Source organism: Deinococcus taeanensis, from assembly GCF_020229735.1.
Lineage (GTDB): Bacteria > Deinococcota > Deinococci > Deinococcales > Deinococcaceae > Deinococcus > Deinococcus taeanensis.
The window spans coordinates 2,198,865-2,218,163 of record NZ_CP083455.1 but is presented as its reverse complement, the minus strand read 5'-3'; the positions used below and the strand labels follow the sequence as shown (position 1 = coordinate 2,218,163).

The window sequence follows — 19,299 nt, the reverse complement described above, 5'->3', positions numbered from 1 at the left end:
ATTTCCACCGCGTGTAGACTGGCGCAGACTTCAGTCTCAGGAGGTACGAACTCATGGCAACTTTTGAAGATGTGAAAGACGTGATCGTGGATAAGCTGGGTGTGGACGCCGACAAGGTCAGCCCCGAAGCGCGCTTCGTGGAGGATCTCGGCGCTGACAGCCTGGAAACCGTGGAACTCATCATGGGTCTGGAAGACAAGTTCGGCATCACCATCAGCGATGAAGATGCCGAAACCATCCGCACCGTGCAGGCCGCCGTCGACTACATCGAGAGCAAGCAGTAACACCTCAGCCGCTCCCCGCGCGGGAAGCAGCATCCACGGGCGGGGGAGCGGCGTGACCGCCCCCCGCCCCGTTCATTCCGGGCGCCCACGCGGCGGCCCACACAGGAGGGAAGCAAGCCAGTGAGCGTTTCAGGACTGAAACGGGTGGTGATCACCGGCCTCGGACCGGTCACACCCATCGGGGTGGGCGCGCAGGCGTTCGCCGAGGCCCAGCGGGCCGGAAAGAGCGGCATCGCGACCATCACGCGCTTCGACCCGGCTGACACCGCCAGCAAGATCGCCGGCGAAGTGAACGACGACCTCTCGCCCTTCGTGGATCCGCGCGAAGCGAAGAAACTCGACCGGTACGTGCAACTCGCCCTCGCCGGCGCCGCGCTCGCCGTGCAGGACAGCGGCCTGAGCGAAGACGAAATGCGCAGCGAACGCACCGGCACCGTGATCGGCAGCGGTATCGGCGGCGTGAAAACCTTCGAGGATCAGGCCGGCATCCTGCACTCGCGCGGCGCCGGACGCATCAGCCCCATGTTCATCCCCATGATGATCGCCAACATGGCCACCGGCCACGTCGCCATGCGCTACGGCGCCACCGGTCCCAGCAGCACCGTCGTGACCGCCTGCGCCACCGGCACCGGCGCCATCGGCGACGCTGCGCGCTACATCCAGCTGGGCCTGGCAGACACCATGATTGCCGGCGGCACCGAAGCGGCCATCACGCCCATCGCCATCGGCGGCTTCTCGAACATGAAAGCCCTGTCCACCCGCAACGACGAGCCGGACAAGGCCAGCCGGCCCTTCAGCGCCACCCGCGACGGCTTCGTGCTCGGCGAGGGCGCCGGCGTCGTGATCCTCGAGGAGTACGACAAGGCCGTCAAACGCGGCGCCACCATCTACGCCGAGGTGGTCGGCTACGGCACCAGCGCCGACGCGCACCACATCACCATGCCCGCCCCCGAGGGCCGCGGCGCGCAGGTCGCCATGCGCATGGCCCTGCAGACCGCCGGCGTGAATGCCGATCAGGTCGGCTACATCAACGCGCACGGCACCAGCACGCACTTCAATGACCTGCACGAAACGCAGGGCATCAAGCACGTGTTCGGCGAGCAGGCGTACCGCGTGGCCATCAGCTCCACCAAAAGCATGACCGGCCACCTGCTCGGCGCGGCCGGCGCCATCGAAGCCATCGCGGTCGCGCAGGCACTCAAGGACGGGATCCTGCCCCCCACCATCAACCTCACCGACCCGGACCCGGACCTCGATCTCGACTACATCCCGCTTGAGGCCCGCGAGGTGCAGGTGGACTACGCGCTGAGTAACTCCTTCGCGTTCGGCGGGCAGAACGCAACGCTCCTCTTCAAACGAGTCTGAAGATTGGCACAAGGGCCGCTCCCATCGGTGGGAGCGGCCCTTCCTCATGGCCCACCCGCCGGACGGTCATTTCCGCTTGGCTGAGCGGCCGGTCAACATTACACTGCCCTGTCTGGTTCCCCCTCCTCCTGCCTTTCCTCACAGGTGACGTCATGCTGGAACACCAACCTCAACCGAAGGGTAAGAAAACCACCGCAACCGGCCCGGCCAAAACCAAACCTCCGGCCCCCAAAACTGCCCCCCCCGCCTCCCGACCGGGCAGGAAAACCACACCGAAAATCAGTGCGCCGCAACCAGTCAGGCCGAAAGCGACCCCCACAGGCACCGGCACGCACAAACTGAACCCCCCGGTCCGGCCGCAGCCTGCCCCCACCAATGCCCCCAAGGCAACAGGCGGCATCACGAACTTTTTCCGCAAGCAGCTCACGACCCTGCACAAAAGCGGACTGGGCAAGAGCCTCACCGGCCTGGCGGACGGCGCGCGCAAAATTGTGCAGGGCGCCGCCTCCTTCGCCAGAAACCCGGTCAAATCCACCCTGAACGGCGCCGTTGCACTCGGCAAGTACGGCGGGCAGAAACTCGACCAGTTCAAGAAGTGGTACGCCACGCCCGAAGGCAAAGCGAAATTCTGGAAGGGCGTCGCCCTGACCGCCGTGGGAATCGCCACGGTCGCCAGTGGCGGCGCCCTCACCGCGCCCGCCCTGGCCCTCGCCGCCGGCATCAGCGCCGGAGGGGGCATTGCCGCGCAGGTCGTTGAGAACAAGGTCTTCAACGCCGCCGCGAAAACCAAAGCCCAGAAAGACAAGACCTACAAATTCAAGCAGCGCAGCACCTTCGAGGGAGTCACCGCCAGGAGTATCGCCGTTGACGCCGTCGTGGGCAGCATCGGCGGCCCCGTCTTCAAATTCGCCGGAAAGGTCGTCGCCGGCAGTGTCCGCGCCCTGGGCAAAGGCGCCCTGCCTGCCGCGCGCGGCCTCGGGCATCTCGCGCAGGCCACCCTGAACGGCAGTGGAAAGGCCGCCGCGAACCTCGCCCGTAAGGTTCTCCCCCAAGGCGCCCGAACCCTCCTGAAAAACGCCGGAACGCTCGCGAAGAAGTACCTTGTGGCGCCTCTCCGCACGGCCGCCACGGCCACCCGCACCGCCCTCCGCACCGCCGCCACCGCCACAGGCAACACCATGAAACGGGGCGCGCGGCGCGTCCAGGTGAGTGTCAGCCGCCGCGCCCGTCAGGCCCACGCGTTCCTGAAAAAACACACGCCCACCCTGAGAAAACTCGCCCGGAAAGGTGCAGACGCTGTGACCAGCACCGTGCGCAAAGCCGCCCGGACCTTCCGCCAGTTCGACGGGACTCTCCTGACCCGCCTGCGCAACCACGTGGAGAAAAGCCCGGCCCTGAAACTCGCCCGGAAACTCCGCGATACCGTGGACCGCCTCGGCAACCGCGCCAGCCGGAACCTCGTAAACGCCAAAGTCAAAACTGCTGACGCCTTCGACAGCCTGAAAGCCCGCGCCGGCAAGAAACTCAGCCAGACCCAGATCGTCAAGGCGCTGCGACAGGCAAACGAGAAAACTGCCCAGTACCTTACCGGCATTGTCGAACGCAACCCCGGCGGTCACCTGGCCAAGGCCATCACCGAATTTCGCGCCAGTGGCGCCGCCATCCGCACGCACCTGAACAAAGTCTGGAGCGAAGCCGGACACGAGATGAACAAGGACCTGTCCGCCCTGCTCGGCCGGCACGGAAGTGTTCAGGCAGATCTGAAAGCTCTGGCTGAGAAAGGCGGCAAGGCTCTCTACGACACGGAGATCGCCGCAGCGAAAGAAGCCACTGAGAAACGCCTGCGAGACAAAATTGCCACTGACCTCGAAGCGGTCTACGTCGCCCGACAGGGCGAGCCCTTAACAGCAGAAATCCGAGCGCACATTCAAGCACGGGCTCAGGCAGATGCGCATGATGCGGTCAGCAAAATGCAAAACCGCATCATGCGCGAGGCGGAAAACCATGTCAGCCGCCATCCATCGGTACAACTGCACGAAGTGGCAATGAACACGGCCACACTTGAGGCCCGTGCAAAGGCAATCGAGCGATACTTCGGGAAGAACGCTGAGCAACGAGGCCTCATTGAGCGCATGGGGCTGGGCCTGACGACTCCGGCGCGCGTGCCGATCAACGAGCGTGTGGAGAAGTACACGAAGGTCGTGCAGGCCCTGCGCAGCACCACCCCGCTGGGGTCCACCGTCGCCCTGGGCATTGACGCGGTCGAAGAAACCTTTGCCAAGGCGGTCGAGAAGACGGTCTCCGAGCCCGTCAAAGCAAAAGTCAAGGTAATCAAGGGTGAGAAAACGGAGCCCAAAAAAGCCACTGAAGAGGACACCCACGTGCTTCTGAAGCTCACGGAGGAGATGTTCAAGGAAGTGCTGCCTCCACTGGACCCTGACAGCTATCTCGAAGACGTCAGCAAAAAACTCAACATGAAAGACGGAGACTGAATGTTCGGCCTGTTCCGCAAGCAGCCGGAAAAACCAAATCCACACGACCGCAATGGCACCGACGTGGGAGAAATGAGGCTCTGGGCTTCAGCGACCCTCAAGGAAATGGCGGGATGGAATGACGCCATCAGTGACTTCCAGATGGGTGGCGAGTTGAGGGACATGAGCTTCACCTATCGCGGTCTCAGGGTTGAGGCCCCTGCCCTCGATAACGTGCGCGGCCTGAGGCTGTTCACCCGACTTCCCGAGTGCAACATTCAACGCTGTCAGACGGTGCCGGAAAAGGCGTTTGCCTACCGCTGCCTGGATCATGTCTGCGTGGCCTGCGCTGGCGTGCGGGCCTATTTCGACCCCGAGACCGGTGAACTGGTGATTGCTGTGCAATCGGCCGGGTTCGACGAGCAATTCCGTGCGGACACCCTGATTGACGTGGCCCTGTTCATGCTGGAAGAGGGCGTGATGCACGCCCGCGAGTACCTGGGCCTGCCGTTCACGGAGGCGCCCCGTCCGAGCATCATGCAGTGGATGGGGGGCTTTCATTACGGCGAGGGCGTTCGTACGTACGCGAGCGCGCCGGACGCATTTGCGAAATACATGGAGCGCAAGGTGCAGTGCCAGGAAGTCTCGCGGGATGACACCTCGATCCTCCTGCAATCCGGTCCGCTTCAGTTTGAGGTGCGTTTCTTTGGCTGGCGTTTTGGGTACATGGTCAGTACGGCTACGCGCGGCTTTCGTCATGCCTGTCATGACGATGAGCGGTACGTGCGCATCCAGGAACGTCTGGCGCAGCCGATCCGCGATCCGGATGGACGTCTGGAGTGGAATTACCGCTCGCCGGGGCGGAATACCATTGCCTATTTCCAGCCGGACGGCACGTTCGTGCTGGGCGAGTACGGCATGGGCAATGCCCGTACTGACGCAAATGGAAAAGCCTTCGATGGCGTTTCTGGTGCCATCACCCTCGATGCGATGTACATGACCTATCTCGTTGAGGAACTCCCCGAGGAGCTGTACTCCGATGAGCAAAACCGCCCCAACTGAAGTTGTTTCCCCGCCGCAGCCGAAAACAGCGCCTCCGAAAAAGATCGTGAAGGTCGCCGGGCAGTCGGTCAAGCCCCCGGCGCCCTCCGTACCAGGCGCGCTGGCCACGGTCCGCGACGCACTCGGCGCGCTGGGGTTCGTGGTGCAGGCTGATCCTGAGGTGGGCCTGACGTTCATGTTCGAGGGCGGTCAGTATTACGTGCCTCTGCAGGGGGAAGACGAGCGCTTCTATCACCTTCTGTTCCCCAACTTCTGGCCGTTAGAATCCGATGATGAGTACGGCCGGGCGCTTTTCGCGTGTGACGCTGTGAACCGAGAAGCGAAGCTGGTGAAACTGCACACCGTGGACAGCGACGTGTGGGTGGGTGTGGAAGCCCTGCACGCGAGCCCTGCTGAGTTCGTGGAGGTCCTGCCGCAGTACCTGACGTTCGTGCAGGACGCCGTGCGGGCGTTCCGGGCGTTGATGCTGGCTGCTGCGGATGAGCTTGCAGCGGGTGAGGGTGAGGGCGGCGGGACGGAAGATGGGGAGGGCCGTGCTGTAATGCAGTGACGTTGCCCTGATTGTCGTCTCGTCTGCTGCGCCAAGGAGTCATGACTGTGCCTGCCAAGAAACCCGAGCGTTCCCCTCGTCCCTCTGAGCCTGCACGTGCGCCCAGGCGCCGCCGGAAGGAGGAGGACGGGCGGGATGACCTGCGGACGCACAGCACTGTTGCGAACACGGAAAGTCCTTTCCTGAACCGTGAGCTGTCCTGGCTGGCTTTCAACGAACGGGTGCTGGCCGAGGCGCGTGACCTGCGGAACCCGCCGTTGGAACGGCTGAAGTACGCCGCGATCTGCGGCAGTAACCTCGACGAGTTCTTTATGGTGCGCGTGGCGGGGATTCACCGCCAGATTGCTGCGGGGGTGAACACGCCCGGGCCGGATGGGCTGCTGCCGCGGGAAACTCTGGCGCTCGTGCGGGAACGGACGCAGGTGATGCTCCGTGAGATTGAACGGGTGACGCGCAGCGCCCTGAAGGACCTGCGGGCGCAGGGCGTGAAGTTTGCGCGGGTGGCGGAACTGGGGAAGCGGGCGCGGGCGCAGCTGCGTGAGCACTACCTGGCGGAGATTCAGCCGGTGCTGACGCCGCTGGTGGTGGACCCCAGTCACCCGTTCCCGTACCTGAGCAACCTCAGTCTGAACCTCGCGGTGCTGCTGGACGCCGGGGAGGATGAAGAGCCGGATTTCGCGCGAGTGAAGGTTCCGGTGGGCGTGCTGCCCCGCGCGGTGTGCGTGGGGGACACCGTGGTGTTGCTGGAGGACGTCATTGCGGCGCACATCGGCGACCTCTTCAAGGGGCGGGCCGTGCTGGCCGCGCACACCTTCCGCGTGACCCGCAACACCGATTACGAGTTTGAGGAGGAGGAGGCCGAGGACCTGCTCGCCACCATTGAGGATGGGTTGCGGCGGCGGCGGTTCGGTTCGGCAGTGAGGCTGGAGGTGATGCGGGAGACGCCGCGCGCCATCACGGCTTTCCTGCAGGAGCGGCTGCGACTCGCGCCGGAAGATATCTACCTGCTGGACGGCCCGCTGGGCACGGCGGACCTGATGGGGCTGCCGGTTAAACGGCCCGACCTGGCCTTCCCGGCGTACGTTCCTGCCGTGCCGGATCTGGACGCGGATGAGGACAGTGGGATTTTTGACACGTTGCGGCAGGGTGACGTGCTGCTGCACCATCCGTACGACGGGTTCACGAACATCCTGGACTTTCTGGAGGAAGCGAGCCGCGACCCGCAGGTGCTGGCCATCAAGCAGACGCTGTACCGCACCGGGGATGACCCGCGGCTGCTGGGCGCGCTGCGGACCGCGGCGGAGAACGGTAAGCAGGTCGTTGCGCTTATCGAACTGAAGGCGCGGTTTGATGAGCAGCGCAACATCTCCTGGGCGCGCAAGCTGGAGCGTGCTGGCGCGCACGTGGTGTACGGCGTAGCAGGCCTGAAAACCCATGCGAAGGTGACCCTGATCGTCCGGCGTGAGGAGGGTGGGCTGCGCCGTTACGTGCACATCGGGACCGGGAACTACAACGCGAAGACGGCGCGGCTCTACACCGACCTGAGCTTATTGTCTGCCGACCCGGATCTTGGTGCGGACGTCGCCGAGCTGTTCAATCACCTGACCGGGTATGCGGCCGCGGAGTACACGCACCTGCTGGTGGCGCCTGATACAGCCCGTAGGGGCTTTGAGACGCTGCTGGAACGGGAAGCGGCGCACGCCCGGGACGGCGAGGACGCCTGGGTGCGCGTGAAGCTGAATCAGCTGACCGATCCGGGTATGATTGAGGCGCTGTACCGTGCCGCGCGTGAGGGGGTCCGCGTGGAGCTGATCATCCGCGGCGTGTGTTGCCTGCGGCCAGGGGTACCGGGCCTCTCGCAGTCCATCCGGGTGAGGAGCCTTCTGGGCCGGTACCTGGAGCACGCGCGCGTGTTCGCCTTCGGGAACGGTGGGAGCCCGGAGGTGTACTTTGGAAGTGCTGACTGGATGAGCCGCAACCTGGACCGGCGCGTGGAGGTGATTGCCCCGGTGCTGGATGATCATCACCGCGAAGCGTTCCTGAGCATTCTGGATACGGAATGGGCAGATACCCGCGGCTCCTGGGAACTGAATGTGGCGGGTGAGTACATGAAGCTCCCTGGGGATTTCAGCGCGCAGGCAACGTTTGCTGCGGCGCGTCACCCGCAGTAGGGGAGCAGCAACGGAGCAGCCACACAGGTCCGGGTGGCTGCTCCGTTGCTGTCCCCAGCAGCCGTATGGAAAGGGGAAAAGGAAAACACCCCGGACCAAACGGTCCGGGGTGCCTCAGGAAGGTCCTGAGCGGTCAGGGACTTAACCCTGGTTGTCGTCCTTGTTCTCGGTGTCGGTGCCTTCGGCTTTCTTCTCGCTGCCGAGGCCGAACTGCGCGAACAGGTCAGCGTACACGTCGCCGAGCTTGGTGCTGATCTTACCGCCCTGCTGGGCGTCCTTGGCGTTGTAGGCGTAGTCGGCGTCGCCGCGACGGCCGCCGCGGCCGCCGCCGCTGCGCTGGCCACCCTGGCCGGCGGTGTAGCGGTCGCTGCGGGCGCCGCCGCCCTGGCTGACGTAGTCGCGCTGGGCGGGCACGTTGCCACCACCGAGGAAGCGGCGACGGCTGAGGCTGGCGCGCTGCTCGACGGGGTCGATGTTCAGGATGACGGCTTCAATCTCGTCGCCCTTCTTGAACAGGTCGGCGGGGTTGTTGACGCGCTGGGTGTCGAGTTCGCTGATGTGAATCAGGCCTTCGATGCCCTCTTCGATCTCCATGAACACGCCGAAGTCGGTCATGCCGGTGATCTTGCCCTTCACGGGCGTGCCGGGCGGGTAGCGGTCGGGGAGCGCGCTCCAGGGATCGTCGGTGGTCTGACGAATCCCGAGGCTGATGCGCCGGTCCTTGGGGTCAATCCGCAGGATGACGGCTTCGACCTCGTCGCCTTCCTTCATCACTTCGTTGGGGTGACGAACGCGCTTGGTCCAGCTCATCTCGCTGACGTGCACGAGGCCTTCGAGGCCGGATTCAAGTTCAACGAACGCACCGAAGTTGGTGAGGTTCGTGACCTTGCCCTTGACCTTCTGTCCGATGCTGTAGCGCTCGGTTGCACCTTCCCAGGGGTCCTGGGTCAGGGCTTTCATGCTGAGGTTGATGCGCTCGCGGCCACCGTCCACGTCCATGACCTGAACCTGAACCTTGTCGCCGACCTTGACGACGTCGCGGGGATGGTTGAAGCGGCCGTAGGTGAGTTCGCTGCGGTGAACGAGGCCGTCGATGCCGCCCAGGTTCACGAACACGCCGAAGTCGGTGATTTCCACGACTTCACCCTCGAACTGCGCGCCGGCTTCCAGCTGACCCACGGTCTCCTCGCGGGCCTTGGCCTTCTGGGCCTCGAGGATGGCGCGGTGGCTGATGATCACGCGGTTGCGCTTGCGGTTCAGCTCGATCAGCTTGACCATCAGGGGCTTGCCCACGTAGGGGTCAAGGTCGTTCACGCGGCGGGTGTCCACCTGGGAGGCGGGCAGGAAGGCGCGGATGCCCTCGACCTGCGCGACCAGACCGCCGCGCACTTTTTCCAGTACCTCGACTTCGAAGGCCTCGTCGGCTTCCTGCATCTTCTCCAGGACGCGCCAGCCCTTGTCCTGATCGGCGCGCTTCTTGCTGAGCACGATCTGGCTGTTGGGGAGGTCAACGCGCACGACGTACGCTTCGATCTGCTCGCCGGACTTGTACATCTCCTGGGCCTGCTCCAGCGTGACGGGCTCGTCGCCCAGCTGGTTCAGCGGAATGATGCCTTCGACCTTGGCGCCGATGTCCACGGCGATGCCTTCCTGACCGATGAACACGATGGTGCCGTCGACGATGTCGCCGCGGCTGACGTTCTGGGGCTCCTGCGCCTCACTGGCGAGGATGTCCTCCATGGTCATCGCGGGGTACTCGCGCTCCTCCACGGGGGTGGGAACGCTGGTCGGGGTGGTGCCCGTCGCGGGCTGAGTCCCGCCTTGCTGGGCGGGGGTCTGGGTGTTGTCTTCCATGAACTCCTGTCCTCCTGGGTGCGGGCGCACTGCGGCGTCCGTACCGGCCTGATACCTGCTTCCGCCTTCATTCCGGCCCTGGGGCGCGGGGTGGCGGGTGCGGCAACACCTCAGTGTACCAGAGTTCAGAGTGTTGCGGCAACTGCGCTCTGAACGCGGTCCAGACGGCTTGTACAGCTTCCGGGGCCTGCACGTGGTGCACCTGGGCGCCGGGGGGGTGGCTTGACGCCTGTGCAGGGGCATGTTTATACTCCCTGACGCTGCCTCAAGAGGTGGCAAGTCAGAGCTCGCGTTGGGGCATCGTCTAATGGCAGGACAACAGTCTCTGACACTGTCGATCTAGGTTCGAGTCCTAGTGCCCCAGCCAGAACATCCCACCTTTTCAGGTGGGATTTTTCATGTCTCACCAGCAGGCGCTGCCTGTTCTGGGCGCCTGTCCAGCCGTATGAATCTCTGGTAGCGCTTCCACGTCCGGTCTGCTCTACACTTCTTCCTATGACGCAACCGCACGCGCCAGAGTGGTACAAGAGTGCCGTGTTCTACGAACTGTCGGTCCGCACCTTCGCGGACGGCAACGGCGACGGCAAGGGCGACTTCCCCGGCCTGACCGGGAAACTCGACTATCTGCGTGGCCTGGGCGTGGACGTCCTGTGGATCCTGCCCTGCTACCCCAGCCCACTGCGCGACGACGGCTACGACGTCGCCGACTACGTGGGCATTCACCCGGACCTGGGCACCATGGAGGACTTCAAGGTGTTCCTGCGCGAAGCGCACGCGCGCGGCCTGCGCGTGGTAACCGATTTCGTCACCAACCATACCTCCAGTGACCACCCCTGGTTCCAGGCGGCGCGGCGCGGCCCGGTCCTGCCCGACGGCAGCCCCAACGAGTACCACGACTACTACGTCTGGAGCGACACCGGCACCGAGTACGACGGCGCGCGCATCATCTTCACGGATACCGAGGTCAGCAACTGGACCCGCGACGAGCAGTGTGGCCGCTACTACTGGCACCGCTTCTTCTCCAGCCAGCCCGACCTGAACTTCGACAACCCGAAAGTTGTGGACGAAATCCTGAACGCCGCACGCTTCTGGCTGGACCTCGGCGTGGACGGCTTCCGGGTCGACGCCGTCCCCTACCTGATTGAACGCGAAGGCACCAACTGCGAAAACCTCCCGGAAACGCACGACATCCTCAAACGCTTCCGGCAGATGGTGGATCAGGAGTACCCCGGCCGCGTCCTGCTTGCCGAGGCCAACCAGTGGCCTGAAGAGGTCGCGGCGTACTTCGGCACCGACGAGGACCCCGAGTTCCACATGTGCTTCAACTTCCCGGTCATGCCCCGGCTGTACATGAGCCTGAAAAAAGAGGACACCACCTCCATCCGCGAGATCATGGGCCGCCTGCCGAAAGTGCCGGCGTTCGGGCAGTGGGTAACGTTCCTGCGCAACCACGACGAACTCACCCTGGAGATGGTCACCGACGACGAACGCGCCTTCATGTACGCCGCGTACGCCCCGGACACCCGCATGAAGATCAACGTGGGGATTCGCCGGCGACTGGCGCCCCTGCTGGACAACGACCGGCGCCGCATTGAACTGCTCACCACGGTCCTGCTGGCCCTGCCGGGCAGCCCGATCCTGTACTACGGCGACGAGATCGGCATGGGCGACGACCTCTCCCTGGCGGACCGCAACGGCGTGCGCACCCCCATGCAGTGGAACGCCGCCATGAGCGGCGGCTTCTCGACCGCCACGCCCGACCAGTGTTTCTTCCCGCCCATCAGTGACCCCGTGTACGGCTACCCGCGCGTGAACGTGCAGAGCCAGGAGCAGGACCCCAGCAGCCTGCTGAAGTGGACGTCCCGGCAACTGGAACTCCGCCGCCGCCACCCGGCGTTTGCCGTGGGTGAACTGGAGTTCATCGACACGGACAACCCCGCCATTCTGGCCTTCACGCGCCGCACAGAGGACGAAACGCTGCTGATCGTGAGCAACTTCGCCGCGAACGCACAGGCCGTCCACCTGAACCTTGACGCGTTCGCCGGCCGGATGCCCGTCACGCTCGCCGGGGGGAGTCACTTCCCGGCGATCAGCGAGACGCCCTACCCGATGATTCTCGGCAAGTACGACTACTACTGGCTGCGCCTGAACTGAACGCCGCCGGGAGGTCACAAGCAGAGAAGCCCCACACGCCGTTCAGGGTGTGGGGCTTCTCCAGGGCCTGACAGTGGGGGCCGGGTGAGGGCAGGCCCCTTCACCTGGGAGCCTGGAACCTGAAGGCTGCACAGCTGAGGGCCGTGCCCCCGCCTGGGGCACCCTGGGGCTCCTCAGGCTGATGGGGTCAGACGCGGATCGTGACGCGGGCGCCGTCGTCTTCCAGGTGCACCGTGTCGATAAACCGCACGACGCGCGTGGCATACCCCATGACCAGCGTGTGCGTCCGCGCGCCGCCTCCGAAACGGCGCACGCCGCTGAGCAGCTCACCGTACGTGATGCCCGTGGCGCTGAACACCATCTGCCGGCCGGGCGCCAGGTCGTTGGTCTTATACACCTTCGTTTCGTCCACGCCCATGGTCTTGAAGCGCTCGCGCATGGCGTCGTCCTCCGCAATGAACCGCCCCTGAATCTCGGCGCCCAGGCACTTCATGGCGGCGGCTGACAGCACCCCCTCCGGCGCACCCCCAGACCCCATCAGGGCGTGCACACCGGTGCCGCGTACCCCCACCTGAAGACTGGCGACCACGTCACCGTCTCCGATGAGCTTCACGCGCGCGCCCGCCTGCCGCACCCGGCGGATCAGGTCCGCGTGCCGCTCACGGTCCAGGATGGTGATCATCAGGTCGTCCACGTCCCGTTCAAGGCTCTGCGCCAGGACGTTCAGGTTGGCTTCCACGGGCCAGTCCAGGTTCACCTTGCCGGCCGCCGGGGGAGGCACGACCAGTTTGTCCATGTAGCAGTCCGGCGCGTGCATGAGGCCCCCGCGTTCCGAGAGGGCAATCACGGCCAGACCGTTGGGAAGACCCTTGGCGGTGACGCTGGTGCCCTCAACGGGGTCCACGGCGATGTCCACCTCGTACTGCCCGGCCCCGACCTTCTCGCCGATGTACAGCATGGGCGCCTCGTCCATCTCGCCTTCACCGATCACGACGGTGCCGCGGATGTCCAGGGAGTTCAGCAGTTCCCGCATCGCCTCGGTGCCGGCGCCGTCGACAGCGTTCTTGTCGCCCATGCCCATCCAGCGGCTGGCGGCGAGGGCGGCGCCCTCAGTGACGCGCGCCGTTTCCAGAACAAGGGCGTGCTCGAAGTGATTGGTGTCCCCGCGGAATTCCGCGTTGCCTTTCTGCCGCTTGACCGTCATACCCTGACCGTAACACGTGCGCGTGAAAAACCCGGCTGGGAACGGTTCCACATCCTGCGCAGCCTGTTACCCAGTCAGGGAAGAGCCCCCTGGTGCCGGGTCACCGGACAGCAATTTCTCAGCGCAGCACGCCGGCCCAGACGAGCAGGCCCCACAGCAGCACCGGGATGGCCAATGAGCCTGCGATCAGCTTGAGCAGCCGCCACCAGTCGTTCAGGAACTCCCGCATGCGCTCAGCGTAGCAGCCGGCCGCACAGGCGACCGGGTGCCTCTTCACGCTGCCTGAGCCCTTGGCACCCTCAGCGGCCTGCACTTCGTACACTGAAGCGCATGACCATCAGCGAACTGGCCGGTAAACGTGCTTCCCAGACCCTGCTGACCAACATTCCCCGCCTGGTGGCCCACTACTACGAGACCCGGCCGGACCCGCGGGACCCGCTGCAGCGCGTGGCGTTCGGCACCAGCGGGCACCGCGGCACCAGCCTGGGCGGCACCTTCAACGAGGCGCACATCCTCGCCGTGGCCCAGGCGGTCGCGGAGTACCGCGCCGGCGCCGGCATCACCGGCCCCCTGTTCATGGGCCTGGACACCCACGCCCTGTCTGAACCCGCCTGGATGAGTGCCCTGCAGGTTCTGGTCGCCAACGGCGTGCAGGTCCGCGCGCAGGCCGGAGCGTTCACCCCGACCCCGCTGATCAGCCACGCCATCCTGGAACACAACCGCGCCGGACGCGAGGGGGCCCCCGCTCACGACTGGGCGGACGGCATCGTGATCACGCCCAGCCACAACCCTCCGCAGGACGGCGGGTTCAAGTACAACCCCCCGAGCGGCGGTCCGGCCGACACTGACGTGACCGGCGCGATCCAGGCGCGCGCGAACGCCATCCTCGAGAATGAACTGCGGGACGTGCGGCGCGTCTCCCTGGAAGACGCCCTGGCCGCCCTGCAGGACTTCGACTTCATCAGCCCGTACGTGCGGCAGCTGCCGGAGGTCGTGAATCTTGACGCCATCCGGGCAAGTGGGGTGCGGGTGGGTGTGGATCCACTGGGCGGCGCCAGCCTTCCGGTCTGGCAGGCCATTCAGGCCGAGTACAACCTGAATCTCAGCGTCGTGAACGATGACGTCGACCCCCGTTTCGGGTTCATGAGCGTGGACCGGGACGGCAAGATCCGCATGGACTGCTCCAGCCCGTACGCCATGGCCAGTCTGCTGGCCCTGAAAGGCGATTTCGACGTGGCGATCGGCAACGACCCCGACGCCGACCGGCACGGCATCGTGACCCGCGCGGGCCTGATGAACCCCAACCACTACCTCGCGGTCATGATCGAGTACCTGTTCAGCCACCGGCCCGGCTGGCGTACCGACGCCGCCATCGGCAAGACGCTGGTGAGCAGCGCCCTGATTGACCGGGTGGGCGCCGGAATCGGCCGGCGTGTGGTGGAGGTTCCGGTTGGCTTCAAGTACTTCGTGCAGGGTCTGCTTGACGGGTCGTTCGGGTTCGGGGGAGAGGAGAGCGCCGGCGCGAGCTTCCTGCGGCACAACGGCACTGCCTGGAGCACCGACAAGGACGGCCTGATCCCGGGCCTGCTGGCGGCCGAGATGACGGCCGTGACTGGCCGGACGCCCAGTGAACGCTTCGCGGACCTGAGTGCCCGGTACGGTGAGACTGCCTACGACCGGCAGGACGCTCCCGCAGACCCCGAGCAGAAGAAGATTCTGAGCAGCCTCAGCCCCGAGCAGGTCACGGCCACCACGTTGGGCGGCGACCCGATCACCGCCAGACTGACGCGCGCGCCGGGCAATGGAGCGGGCATCGGTGGCCTGAAGGTCACCACCGATCAGGCGTGGTTCGCGGCGCGGCCCAGCGGGACTGAGGACGTCTACAAGATCTACGCGGAGAGCTTCCGCGGCGCGGCGCACCTGCAGCAGGTGATGGCCGAGGCGCGCGACGTGGTGGGGGCCGCCCTGACAGGCCGCTGACCCGGCTGAAAATTCTTCCGGGTTCCTGTTCCTGATCTGGGAACAGGAATTCTTCATGTTTTCCCACAGTCCTCATTGATTAAAGTGGGCGGCTGTCTGCTGCCGGCCTTCTGCGTGCCGGTTCATCACCGCCCGAGGTGAATTGTGCGTGCTGATAGGCATGCAGCCCCTCCCCACTCTCATGAGAGAACAACGAGCTCAGTAAGTTTTATGTGAGTTCTTAATACCTATGGTGGAGCAACGTTGAATGGACGGAGGGTCGCCCGCGTCCCCGAGGAGGAACACAGATGGAACCCAGTGAAATGCTTCACCACGAATGGGACAACGCGTACGTCGCGCTGTCATACGTGATCGCCGTGATCGCGTCCTACATGTCCCTGGAACTGGCCGGACGCGTCGGGCAGAACACTCGCACGGCCGCCAACCGCTTCTGGCTGGTTGCCCAGGCCCTCGTGCTGGGCTACGGCATCTGGGCCATGCATTTCATCGGCATGATGGCCTTCAAGGTCAATGCCGCTGCCAGCATCAACTATCCGCTCACAGTCTCCTCCGGCGTGATCGTGGTGCTGCTGGTGTACCTCGCGCTGCTGTACGTGCGCGCCGCCCCCCTGACCGCCGTTCGCCTCGCTGTGTCCAGCGCCCTCACCGGAACTGGCATCGTGGTCATGCACTACCTCGGCATGTACGCCTACCAGTTGCCCGGCACTGAAACCAAACTGGCCTGGCTGCCCCTGATCGGCTCCGTGCTGGTCGCCATGGCCGCCAGCACCGTGTCCCTGCTGCTGTTCCACCGCCTGAGCGGCGACTGGGCCGCGCGCCAGAAAGGCGTCGTGCTGCACAGCCTGAAACTCGCCGCGGCCGGCGTGATGGGCCTCGCCGTGCTCGGCGTGCACTACCTCGGCATGGCCGCCCTGCAGTACCACGTCGTGGATGAACTCAAGGTCGGCATCGCCAGCGCCGGAATCGACACCAGTCTGCTGGCCCTGGTGGTCGGCGTCGTGTCCTTCCTGATGATGGGGCTCGCCCTGACCAGCATGCTCATGGACGCCGGCCGCGGCGGCGATCTGGACGAACTGGACTTCGGCAGCGCCGCCGACTGAGCCTCACCCACCTGCCCCGCCCGCTCCTTCACCTCCTGCCCTGCACGGCGGCCCCACGCGGAGAGACCGCCCCGAAAGGAAAGAATCACATGGCACAAATCCTGATTGTTGATGACTCCCCCGCCGACCTGAAATTCATGGAAGCCGCCCTGAAAGGCACCTCCCACACCGTGACCTCCCTGACCGACCCCGCGCAGGTCGAAGCCGTCGCCGATCAGGTGCGTCCCGACCTGCTGCTCGTTGACGTGGTCATGCCCGGCCGCAACGGCTACGAAGTGGTCCGCGGCCTGCGGCGTCAACCCGGCATGGAAACCCTGAAAGTCGTGTTCGTGTCCAGCAAGGGCAATGAAACCGACGTGAAGTGGGGCCTGCGCCAGGGCGCCGACGACTACATCGTGAAGCCCTACACCCCCGAGCAGGTGCTCGGCGTGATCACCCGGCTGCTCGGCTGATGCCCGACGCGCTGTTCGTCCGGGTGAACGACACCCGTCTGGCCCTGCCCCTCTCGGGCGAGCAGACGATCAGCGAACTGGGTCCCGTCGCCCCCCTGCCGCACGGCGAGCCCCTGCTGCTGGGCCTCACCACCGTGCAGGGCCGCGCCGTGCCCCTCCTGGACATCGCGCCCCTGCTGGGCGAACGCAGCGCCGGGCGCGCCCCGCTGATGGTCCTGACCAGCCTGGAAGGCGAACGCGTGGCGCTGCTGGTGCACGAAGTGTACGGCGTGTCCAGCGTGCCCACCCCACCCCCCGGCACCAGCCTGCTGCTCGACGTGCCCGGCGGCAAGGTCCTGAACGCCGCGAGCCTGGCGCGCGAACTGCGCGATCACCTGACACCCTGACCCTTCCCCCTTTCCCTGCTCCCACCCGGAGGCCCACCCATGCAACTCCAGTTTCAGACCGCCCGACTGTCCCGTGCCAACCGCAAAACCAACGTCCAGCGCGTCGGCTGGCTGGGGCAGCTGCGCGTGGGCCAGAAGCTCTCCCTGGCCGCGTTCGCCTTCGCCATTCCGCTCAGCGTGCTCGTCAGCGCCCTGCTGATCGAGCAGCAGAGCGGCATTAACTTCGCGCAGCGTGAGCTGGCCGGCGTGCAGCAGTTCACGCCACTGCGCGACATCAACACCAACCTCGCCGGATTCGTGGACAACGCCCTGGAAGGCGACGCCGCCGCCGCGCAGAAGGCCGCCACCGCCGTGAACACCGCCATCGACCAGCTGGAACGGCAGGTGGCCCCCGAGTACCGCGAGCGCGTGCAGGCGCTGCGCCGCGACTGGACGGTGCTGCCCGACTCCATCGGCACGCAGCCGGACCTGGCGGTGCTGCAGACCTACGCGCAGCTGCTCGCCACGTACCAGCGCGACCTGAGCGAAGACATGCTCACGCAGTCCGGCCTGCTGCTCGACCCGCAGGCGGAAACCTTCCACGTGATGGAAGCCACGCTGCGCGTCCTGCCCCGCATCTCCACCGGCCTGAACCTCGCGTACCTGACCACCGAGGCCGGCCGGCGCGAACCCGGCGGTGACGGTCCGTACCTCAACGTGCTGCGCGACCTGAACGTGACGCTGCAGGAAGCGCTGGGGTCCTACAACGCCAGTGTGGAGCGCGTGCTGAGCGTCGACCCGGAGCTGGCAAAAACGCTGGGTGCCACCTCACAGAAACTCTCCGACGCCGTGACCCCCGTTCTGGCCGACATGGGCGCCGCCGTCGAAGCCGGCACCCTGAAAGGCGTGGACGGCAACAGCATCCAGAGCAACGCCCTGCTGCAGACCGGCGCGGCCTTCAACACCGGCATCGACACGCTGGTGGCCCAGCTGCAGGAGCGTGTGGACACCACCAAACGCGAGCGTCTGCTGTCCATGCTGTCCGTGATCGGCGCGCTGCTGCTGGCCTTCGCGCTGCTGATCCGCCTGTCGCGCTCCATCGTCAAGCCGCTGACCGAACTCACGCGCGCCAGCCGCGCCGTGGCGCAGGGTGACCTGAGCGTGAACGTTCCGGTCCAGACGCGCGACGAGCTGGGCTTCATGGCCCACACCTTCAACAACGCCACCGGACAGCTGCGCGCCAACGAAGAAAAGAACGTCAACGAACGCGAAGAGGCCGTGCGCCTGCAGGACAACATCGGGTCGTTCCTGGACGTCACCATGGACATCGCCGGCGGCGACCTGACCCGCCGCGGCGTGGTGTCCGATGACGTGCTGGGGAACGTCGTGGACTCCATCAACCTCATGGTCGACGAGCTGGGCTCGGTGCTGAGCGAAGTGCAGAAGGCTTCCGCGTCCGTGACCAGCGCCAGCCGCGAAATGCTCACCACCACCGACCAGATCGTGCAGGGCGCCGACACCACCACCAGCGAAACCCGCCGCGTGGCCGACCAGGTGCGCGCCGTGACCGACGGCTTCCGTGAGATGGCCGACGCCGCCGAGCAGAGCGCACAGTCCGCCCGCCAGGCGCTGCTGGCCTCCCAGCAGGGCCGCGAGGCCGTGCTCGGCACCCTGGACGGCATGCAGAACATCCGCCGCGAGGTGCAGGGCGTCTCCCGCCGAATCAAGACGCTGGGTGAACGCTCGCTGGAAATTCAGGAGATCGTGGACACCATCTCCCGCCTGTCCAGTCAGACGAACCTTCTGGCCCTGAACGCCTCCATCGAGGCGGCCGGTGCAGGCGCCGCAGGCAGCCGGTTCGCGATCGTCGCCGATGAAGTGCGTAAACTCGCGGACTCCTCCGCGCAGGCCACCGCCCGTATCGCCAGCCTGATCCGCACGGTGCAGCTGGAAATCACGGAAGTGGTTGCCAGCGTGGAAGACGGCACCCGTGAGGTGGAACAGGGCTACCGCGTCGCCGCGACCGCCGGGGAACGCATCGAGGAACTGGGCACGCTGGCCGCGCAGGCCGCGCAGTTCGCCGAACGAATCAACGCCGCGACCACCGAACAGGTGCGCAGCGTGGAAGAAGTGAGCGTGGCCGTGCAGCAGATCGGTCAGGTGGCCGAGCAGTCGCACGATTCCGTGCAGCGCGGCCGTGACGCCGCCCAGCGCCTGCAGCACCTCGCCCAGAACCTGCTGCAGAGCCTGTCGCGCTTCAAGCTCCCGAGCTGAGCGACCGGCCCGC

Annotated in this window: 14 protein-coding genes and 1 tRNA gene; 13 read left to right on the top strand and 2 right to left on the bottom strand. The window is 65.8% G+C overall.

The window, feature by feature from the left end; translation table 11 throughout:
- Positions 1-53: 53 nt before the first annotated feature.
- The 6 genes from acpP (at position 54) to ppk1 (ending at position 7,903) form a co-directional block, all read left to right on the top strand.
- The gene (acpP, locus tag LAJ19_RS10655) at positions 54-284 is read left to right on the top strand and encodes an acyl carrier protein (RefSeq protein WP_225475736.1); all 231 of its coding nucleotides are present in this window, start codon (positions 54-56) and stop codon (positions 282-284) included.
- A gap of 120 nt (positions 285-404) precedes the next feature.
- Complete coding sequence (gene fabF / locus LAJ19_RS10650; protein ID WP_225475735.1) at positions 405-1,649, top strand: beta-ketoacyl-ACP synthase II; 1,245 nt, start codon at positions 405-407, stop codon at positions 1,647-1,649.
- 152 nt (positions 1,650-1,801) lie between these two features.
- Complete coding sequence (locus LAJ19_RS10645; protein WP_225475734.1) at positions 1,802-4,141, top strand: hypothetical protein; 2,340 nt, start codon at positions 1,802-1,804, stop codon at positions 4,139-4,141.
- The gene (locus LAJ19_RS10640; protein ID WP_225475733.1) at positions 4,142-5,182 is read left to right on the top strand and encodes a hypothetical protein; all 1,041 of its coding nucleotides are present in this window, start codon (positions 4,142-4,144) and stop codon (positions 5,180-5,182) included.
- Positions 5,160-5,732, top strand: a complete 573-nt coding sequence (locus tag LAJ19_RS10635) for a hypothetical protein (protein WP_225475732.1) — start codon at positions 5,160-5,162, stop codon at positions 5,730-5,732. Before LAJ19_RS10640 ends, LAJ19_RS10635 begins: the two co-directional genes overlap by 23 nt.
- Before the next feature lie 41 nt (positions 5,733-5,773).
- A complete protein-coding gene (gene ppk1, locus LAJ19_RS10630) occupies positions 5,774-7,903 on the top strand; it encodes a polyphosphate kinase 1 (protein WP_225475731.1) in 2,130 nt (709 codons plus the stop codon).
- Between the two features lie 141 nt (positions 7,904-8,044).
- Here ppk1 and LAJ19_RS10625 read toward each other — a convergent pair whose 3' ends face one another.
- On the bottom strand, positions 8,045-9,757 hold the full coding sequence (locus LAJ19_RS10625) for a 30S ribosomal protein S1 (RefSeq protein WP_225475730.1): 1,713 nt from the start codon (positions 9,755-9,757) through the stop codon (positions 8,045-8,047).
- A gap of 293 nt (positions 9,758-10,050) precedes the next feature.
- Between LAJ19_RS10625 and LAJ19_RS10620 the strand changes: the two genes are divergently transcribed.
- Positions 10,051-10,124, top strand: a tRNA-Gln gene (locus LAJ19_RS10620).
- 128 nt (positions 10,125-10,252) lie between these two features.
- Positions 10,253-11,911 carry a maltose alpha-D-glucosyltransferase gene (gene treS, locus LAJ19_RS10615; RefSeq protein ID WP_225475729.1) on the top strand — a complete coding sequence of 553 codons (1,659 nt, stop codon included), beginning with the start codon at positions 10,253-10,255 and terminating at the stop codon, positions 11,909-11,911.
- 187 nt (positions 11,912-12,098) lie between these two features.
- Here the strand turns inward: treS and glpX are convergent, their stop codons facing one another.
- Complete coding sequence (gene glpX, locus LAJ19_RS10610) at positions 12,099-13,115, bottom strand: class II fructose-bisphosphatase (RefSeq protein WP_225475728.1); 1,017 nt, start codon at positions 13,113-13,115, stop codon at positions 12,099-12,101.
- Between the two features lie 330 nt (positions 13,116-13,445).
- Here glpX and pgm point away from each other — a divergent pair, with 330 nt between their 5' ends.
- The 5 genes from pgm to LAJ19_RS10585 all read left to right on the top strand — a co-directional run bounded on the left by pgm (position 13,446) and on the right by LAJ19_RS10585 (position 19,286).
- A complete protein-coding gene (gene pgm, locus LAJ19_RS10605; RefSeq protein ID WP_225475727.1) occupies positions 13,446-15,095 on the top strand; it encodes a phosphoglucomutase (alpha-D-glucose-1,6-bisphosphate-dependent) in 1,650 nt (549 codons plus the stop codon).
- Between the two features lie 287 nt (positions 15,096-15,382).
- The gene (locus LAJ19_RS10600) at positions 15,383-16,195 is read left to right on the top strand and encodes an MHYT domain-containing protein (RefSeq protein ID WP_225475726.1); all 813 of its coding nucleotides are present in this window, start codon (positions 15,383-15,385) and stop codon (positions 16,193-16,195) included.
- A gap of 89 nt (positions 16,196-16,284) precedes the next feature.
- Positions 16,285-16,647 carry a response regulator transcription factor gene (locus LAJ19_RS10595; RefSeq protein ID WP_225475725.1) on the top strand — a complete coding sequence of 121 codons (363 nt, stop codon included), beginning with the start codon at positions 16,285-16,287 and terminating at the stop codon, positions 16,645-16,647.
- Positions 16,647-17,033: a chemotaxis protein CheW gene (locus LAJ19_RS10590; protein ID WP_225475724.1), complete on the top strand. Its 387-nt coding sequence runs from the start codon at positions 16,647-16,649 to the stop codon at positions 17,031-17,033. The genes LAJ19_RS10595 and LAJ19_RS10590 overlap by 1 nt, the downstream gene beginning before the upstream one ends.
- 39 nt (positions 17,034-17,072) lie before the next feature.
- On the top strand, positions 17,073-19,286 hold the full coding sequence (locus LAJ19_RS10585; protein WP_225475723.1) for a methyl-accepting chemotaxis protein: 2,214 nt from the start codon (positions 17,073-17,075) through the stop codon (positions 19,284-19,286).
- Positions 19,287-19,299 lie beyond the last annotated feature (13 nt).

Coding starts and splice junctions, on each gene's coding strand:
- acpP (WP_225475736.1), top strand. CDS start 54: ATGGCAACTTTTGAAGATGTGAAAGACGTGATCGTGGATAAGCTGGGT.
- LAJ19_RS10645 (WP_225475734.1), top strand. CDS start 1,802: ATGCTGGAACACCAACCTCAACCGAAGGGTAAGAAAACCACCGCAACC.
- LAJ19_RS10640 (WP_225475733.1), top strand. CDS start 4,142: ATGTTCGGCCTGTTCCGCAAGCAGCCGGAAAAACCAAATCCACACGAC.
- LAJ19_RS10635 (WP_225475732.1), top strand. CDS start 5,160: ATGAGCAAAACCGCCCCAACTGAAGTTGTTTCCCCGCCGCAGCCGAAA.
- ppk1 (WP_225475731.1), top strand. CDS start 5,774: ATGACTGTGCCTGCCAAGAAACCCGAGCGTTCCCCTCGTCCCTCTGAG.
- LAJ19_RS10625 (WP_225475730.1), bottom strand. CDS start 9,757: ATGGAAGACAACACCCAGACCCCCGCCCAGCAAGGCGGGACTCAGCCC.
- treS (WP_225475729.1), top strand. CDS start 10,253: ATGACGCAACCGCACGCGCCAGAGTGGTACAAGAGTGCCGTGTTCTAC.
- glpX (WP_225475728.1), bottom strand. CDS start 13,115: ATGACGGTCAAGCGGCAGAAAGGCAACGCGGAATTCCGCGGGGACACC.
- pgm (WP_225475727.1), top strand. CDS start 13,446: ATGACCATCAGCGAACTGGCCGGTAAACGTGCTTCCCAGACCCTGCTG.
- LAJ19_RS10600 (WP_225475726.1), top strand. CDS start 15,383: ATGGAACCCAGTGAAATGCTTCACCACGAATGGGACAACGCGTACGTC.
- LAJ19_RS10595 (WP_225475725.1), top strand. CDS start 16,285: ATGGCACAAATCCTGATTGTTGATGACTCCCCCGCCGACCTGAAATTC.
- LAJ19_RS10590 (WP_225475724.1), top strand. CDS start 16,647: ATGCCCGACGCGCTGTTCGTCCGGGTGAACGACACCCGTCTGGCCCTG.
- LAJ19_RS10585 (WP_225475723.1), top strand. CDS start 17,073: ATGCAACTCCAGTTTCAGACCGCCCGACTGTCCCGTGCCAACCGCAAA.